Origin of the sequence: Comamonas sp. GCA5, assembly GCF_036541385.1 — a bacterium.
GTDB classification, from domain to species: Bacteria; Pseudomonadota; Gammaproteobacteria; order Burkholderiales; family Burkholderiaceae_C; genus Comamonas; species Comamonas aquatica.
Window position 1 is genome coordinate 1 of sequence record NZ_JAZHFR010000138.1, and the last position, 5,347, is coordinate 5,347.

Here is a 5,347-nt window from a genome sequence, read left to right on the forward strand (position 1 = left end):
AACCGTCCACAAAGAAGGAGAGAAACAAAACCTTATCCACATCTTGAGCCTTACGGCTCAAGCCAAAGGGTGGGTCAGTTTGAGATGGAAATTGCGGGTCAGTTCTGCGTGGAAATCAACAACATGGCCCCGATGCCGGGCCCTGCGACAGCGCAAAGCGCGCAATGCTGTGCACCGGGCGGGCGTTCTGACCGGCCAGCACCGAGCCGAACCAGTCCACCCACAGGTCCTCGGCCTTGCGCTGCACAGGCTCGGGCACATCGTCCCAGCGCAGCTGGGCGGCAAAGGTGGCCAGGGGATGGATCTGGATGGCAGTTTCTTGCTTCATAAGTTCTCCAGTGGAGGCAGGGCTTGCGATGACTGCTATGTTTTGTGCATCAGGCATCAGGCATCAGGCATCAGGCATCAGGCATCAGGCATCAGGCATCAGGCATCAGGCATCAGGCATCAGGCAGCGGCCAGCGCGGCGATCTGCTCGGCGCTCCAGCCCAGCTCGGCCAGGATGCTGGCGTTGTGCTGGCCCACGGCGGGAATCGGGTCCATGCGGTAGTCGAAGGCGCTGTTCACGCCGGGTGGCAGCAGGGCCGGGACCTCGCCTGCGGGCGTGTCCACGGTGCGCCAGCGCTGGCGCGCCTGCAGCTGCGGGTGCTGCCACAGGTCGGCCATGTCGTTGACGCGGGCGTTGGCAATGCCGGCGGCCTCCAGCCGCTCCACCACCTGCGCGGCCGTCAGCGCGGCAAAGGTCTGCAGGATCAGCGCCTGCAAGGCTTCGCGGTGGGCGTTGCGCTGGGCATTGCTGTCAAAGCGGGCGTCGGTGGCCACTGCGGGCTGCTGCAGCACGGTGTCGCAAAACGCCTTCCATTCGCGCTCGTTCTGCAGGCCCAGCATCACGGTCTTGCCGTCCCCGGCGACGAAGGGGCCGTAGGGGTAGATGCTGGCGTGGCTGGCACCGGTGCGCGGCGGCGGTGGCGCGCCGTCGTAGGCGTAGTACAGCGGGTAGCCCATCCATTCGCCCATGGCTTCGAGCATGGACACGTCGATGTGGCTGCCGCTGCCCGTCTTGCCGCGCAGCAGCAGGGCCGACAGGATGTTGGTGTAGGCGTACATGCCCGCCGCAATATCGGCCACCGAGATGCCGGATTTGCTGGGCGTCTCCGGCGTGCCGGTGACCGACAGGAAGCCGGCCTCGCTCTGGATCAGCAGGTCGTAGGCCTTCTTGTCGCGGTAGGGGCCATCGGCGCCATAGCCGCTGATGTCGCAGACGATGAGCTTGGGGTTGTGCGCCTTCAAGGCCGCGTACGACAGGCCCATGCGCGCGGCCGCGCCGGGCGCCAGGTTCTGCACCAGCACGTCGGCGGTCTTCAGCAGTTCCATCAGCGCATGCTTGGCCTGGGGCTGCTTCACGTCCAGCGCCAGGCTTTCCTTGCTGCGGTTGATCCAGGTGAAGTGCGAAGACTGGCCGTTCACGCGCTGGTCGTAGCCGCGCGCAAAATCGCCGCTGCCGGGGCGTTCCACCTTGATGACGCGCGCGCCCAGATCGGCCAGCTGGCGCGTGCAGAACGGTGCGGCCACCGCATGTTCCAGCGAGACGACGGTGATGCCGTCCAGCGGACGGGGGCGTTCAGAGAGTGCCATGTCGGATGTCCCCCGGTGCTCAGAAGGAACGGGGCAAGCCCAACAGGTGCTCGGCCACGTAGGAATAGATCAGGTTGGTGGAGATGGGCGCCACCTGGTACAGGCGCGTCTCGCGGAATTTGCGTTCCACGTCGTACTCGCAGGCAAAGCCGAAGCCGCCGTGGAACTGCAGGCAGACGTTGGCCGCTTCCCAGCTGGCCTTGGCCGCCAGGTACTTGGCCATGTTGGCCTGGGCCCCCATGGCTTCGTGCCGGTCGAACAGCTCGCAGGCCTTCCAGCGCATCAGGTTGGCGGCTTCCAGCTCGATGAAGCTCTCGGCAATCGGGAACTGCACACCCTGGTTCTGGCCGATGGGGCGGCCAAACACGTTGCGGTCCTTGACGTACTGGGTCACGCGGTCCATGAACCAGTAGCCGTCGCCGATGCACTCGGCGGCGATCAGCGTGCGCTCGGCATTCAGTCCGTCCAGGATGTACTTGAAGCCCTGGCCCTCCTGGCCGATGAGGTTCTCTGCGGGGATCTCCAGGTCCTCGAAGAACAGCTCGTTGGTCTCGTGGTTGACCATATTGGGAATGGGGCGCACGGTCATGCCCTTCTTTTCCGCTTCGCGCAGGTCGACCATGAAGATGGACATGCCTTCGCTCTTCTTGGTCACCTCGGCCAGCGGCGTGGTGCGCGCCAGCAGGATCATGAAGTCGCTGTGCTGGATGCGGCTGATCCACACCTTCTGGCCGTTGATGACGTAGCGGTCGCCCTTCTTCACGGCGCTGGTCTTGATCTTGGTGGTGTCGGTGCCGGTGGTCGGCTCGGTCACGCCGATGGACTGCAGGCGCCATGCGCCCGAGGCAATCTTGGGCAGGTACTTCTGCTTTTGCGCCTCGGAGCCGTGGCGCAGCAGCGTGCCCATGTTGTACATCTGGCCGTGGCAGGCGCCGGAGTTGCCGCCGCAGCGGTTGATCTCTTCCATGATCACGCTGGCCTCGGTCAGGCCCAGGCCGGAGCCGCCGTACTCCTGCGGGATCAGCGCGGCCAGCCAGCCGGCCTCGGTCAGTGCGTGGACGAACTGCTCGGGGTAGGCGCGTGCCTCGTCCACCTTGCGGAAGTACTCGTCGGGGAAGGCCTGGCACAGGTCGCGGATGGCGTCGCGGATCTCGTGGTGGTTGTGGGAGAGGGTTTTTTCGATCATGGCGGTTTCAAGCGTTTTTGGCCTGCAGCGCTTGTCCGGCAAGCGCTGGCAGCTCCTGTTTTGGATGTGTCAGGCCAGGGTGGCGGTGGCCTGCATGGTCAGCCAGCCTTCGTGGTCCTGGGCCCACAGCTCGATGGTCTTGCCGTCGGCCGAAGGCTTGCCATGCACGCTGAAGGCGTGCAGGTCGAAGGTGGGGCGCACGGCCTTGAAGCTGAAGCTCTGCACCTGGGCCTGGGGCAGGCTGCGGCGCAGCAGGTCGATCAGCAGCGTGGCGATCAGCGGGCCGTGCACGATCAGCCCGGGGTAGCCTTCCACCTCGGTCACGTACTTGCGGTCGTAGTGGATGCGGTGGCCGTTGAAGGTCAGCGCCGAGTAGCGGAACAGCAGCACATCGTCCGGCGTGATCACGCGCGACCAGCTTTGCTGGCCGTCCAGCGGCGGGCGCACGGGCACGGGGGCCGCATCCCCGGGCTGCGCGGCGGCGCGGTAGACGATGTCGTGCTCCTCTGTCAGCGACACGCCCTGGGCGTTGCGGAACTGGTGCTCCACCAGCACGAACAGCAGCTCGCCCGAGCGCCCGGCCTTGTGCGTCACCGAGCGGATGGTGGACACGCGCTCCACCGCCTGCCCGACCTGCAGCGGGTTGGCCGTGTCCCAGCGCAGGCGCCCGCCGGCCCACATGCGGCGTGGCAGGGGCACGGGCGGCAGAAAGCCACCGCGTTGCGGGTGGCCGTCGGGGCCAATCTCGCTCTGGCGGGCGTGCGGCAGAAAGTACAGCCAGTGCCACAAGGGCGGCACGGCCGTGCCGGCGTGTGGGGCGGGGTCATCGCGGTCCAGCGTGGCCGACAGCGCACGCAGCGGCGCGGCGGTGACGGTGTCGGGCGTGGTCTCGGACTTGCCTTGCCAGGATTGCAGATGGGCCAGCAAGGCAGGGTCGATCTGGGGTGTCACAGCGTGGTTCATGCGGCGTTTTCTCCATCAGGCACGCGGCCTGGAGCAGGGGTGTTGCCGCCATCTTCTGGCGCCGCCAGGCTTTCTACAATCACAGCTTTTGGGAGCAAGCCTTCGGTTTTTCAAAAGCTAGGCGCACCCTGGTACTAACCCGGAATCACCATGCGCCTTGAATTGAAAGACTTCCAGCTGTTCCTGCAGGTGGCCAAAAGCGGTAGCCTCACCAAGGCGTCGGAGCAATCCCACCTGTCACTGGCGGCCACCAGCGCGCGCATAAAGGCTATGGAGGAAGAGGCCGGCATGCCTTTGCTGATTCGAGAGGCTCGCGGCGTGCGCCTGACGCCGCCGGGCGAGGCCTTCCTGTTCCACGCCCGGGCCATGCTGCAGCAGGCCCAGCAGCTGCAGTCCGAGTTGCAGGAATACGGCGCCGGCCTGCGCGGCCATGTGCGGGTCTTTGCCAACACCACGGCGGTGACGGAGTTCATGCCCGACATCCTGGCCGCCTACCTGATGGCGCACCCGCACATCAGCGTGGACCTGCAGGAGCGCCCGAACGCCGCGATCGCCAGCGACATCCGCGAAGGCCGCGCGGACCTGGGCATCATTGCCGGCGAGGTCGACACGCACGGCCTGCGCAGCCTGCACTTCAGCACCGACCGCCTGGTGCTGGTGGCGCCCAGCGATGCGCGCTGGCAGGGCGTGGCTGCGGTGGCCTTTGCCGAGGTGCTGCACGAGCGCTTCGTGGGCATGCACCGCAGCAGCACGCTGCAGACCTTTCTGAGCCAGATCGCCCAGCAGTTGGGGCAGACGCTCAAGCTGCGCATCCAGGTGTCGAACTTCGATGCCATGTGCCGCATGGTCGCGGCCGGGGTGGGCGTGGCGGTGGTGCCGGAAAGCGCGGCCCTGCGCAGCACCGCCGATGGCCAGCTGTGCCGCATCGCGCTGAGCGACGCCTGGGCGGTGCGCCCGCGCTACATGCTGGTGCGCGAAGGCGTGGCGCCTGCCAGCCATGTGCAGGAACTGATGGCCGCTGTGCAGCGCCACCACGCGGTCCCGCCCGCCTGAGTCAGCGGCGCTGGGCGCGGTCCACGGACCACAGGTAGTTCATTTCGGCGCAAAAGGGCTGGGCGCACAGGGCGCGGCCCTGGTACTGGCAGCCGGCGCGGTTGCAGAACAGCGATTGCTCGTTGGCGTTTTTCTGCTGCTTGCGGCCCTGTCCTTCGGCCTGCGCCTGGGCCATCAGCAGCCAGGGGTCGGTGGCCTTGTGCTGCAGCATGGCCTGCACCTCCTGCGGCACCAGGTGGGCGGGCAGATAGACCGAGGCCGCCTGCGCACTCTGCACGGCCTGGGCCAGGGGCTGAAACTCCAGCTGCAGGATGGCGCTGGTGCGCATGGCCTGGGCGGCGGCTGCGGCCGGCGTGCCGGGCAGCACCTGGGGCTGCATCACCAGGCCCATGCTGCCGCTGCTCAGCTGCTGCACGCTGCCGGCAACGGCAGCTGCAGCAGGCCCGCCAGGCTGGGCACGCCTGCCGGGTGGACGGCCCCGCCCAGGCGATGGGCAGCGCAGCCCCGGTG

5 protein-coding genes and 1 pseudogene are annotated in these 5,347 nt (G+C 67.1%); 1 reads left to right on the forward strand and 5 read right to left on the reverse strand.

The genetic code is table 11. The annotated features are described in order from the left end of the window. Positions 1-124: 124 nt before the first annotated feature. The 4 genes and pseudogenes from SJH88_RS18405 to SJH88_RS18420 all read right to left on the reverse strand — a co-directional run. Positions 125-328: pseudogene (locus tag SJH88_RS18405) on the reverse strand (MmgE/PrpD family protein); the annotation flags it as partial. A 119-nt stretch (positions 329-447) separates the two neighbouring features. Then, positions 448-1,635 carry a CaiB/BaiF CoA transferase family protein gene (locus tag SJH88_RS18410; RefSeq protein ID WP_274755307.1) on the reverse strand — a complete coding sequence of 396 codons (1,188 nt, stop codon included), beginning with the start codon at positions 1,633-1,635 and terminating at the stop codon, positions 448-450. 19 nt (positions 1,636-1,654) lie between these two features. Beyond that, the gene (locus SJH88_RS18415; protein WP_274755308.1) at positions 1,655-2,821 is read right to left on the reverse strand and encodes an acyl-CoA dehydrogenase family protein; all 1,167 of its coding nucleotides are present in this window, start codon (positions 2,819-2,821) and stop codon (positions 1,655-1,657) included. A 69-nt stretch (positions 2,822-2,890) separates the two neighbouring features. Then, on the reverse strand, positions 2,891-3,784 hold the full coding sequence (locus tag SJH88_RS18420; RefSeq protein ID WP_274755309.1) for an HTD2 family dehydratase: 894 nt from the start codon (positions 3,782-3,784) through the stop codon (positions 2,891-2,893). Positions 3,785-3,934: 150 nt separating this feature from the next. On the opposite strand from SJH88_RS18420, the gene SJH88_RS18425 reads away from it, so the two are divergent. Continuing rightward, on the forward strand, positions 3,935-4,837 hold the full coding sequence (locus SJH88_RS18425) for a LysR family transcriptional regulator (protein WP_183302755.1): 903 nt from the start codon (positions 3,935-3,937) through the stop codon (positions 4,835-4,837). 1 nt (position 4,838) lies between these two features. On the opposite strand, the gene SJH88_RS18430 is transcribed toward SJH88_RS18425, so the two are convergent. Next, the gene (locus SJH88_RS18430) at positions 4,839-5,252 is read right to left on the reverse strand and encodes a hypothetical protein (protein ID WP_274755310.1); all 414 of its coding nucleotides are present in this window, start codon (positions 5,250-5,252) and stop codon (positions 4,839-4,841) included. Positions 5,253-5,347: the final 95 nt, after the last annotated feature.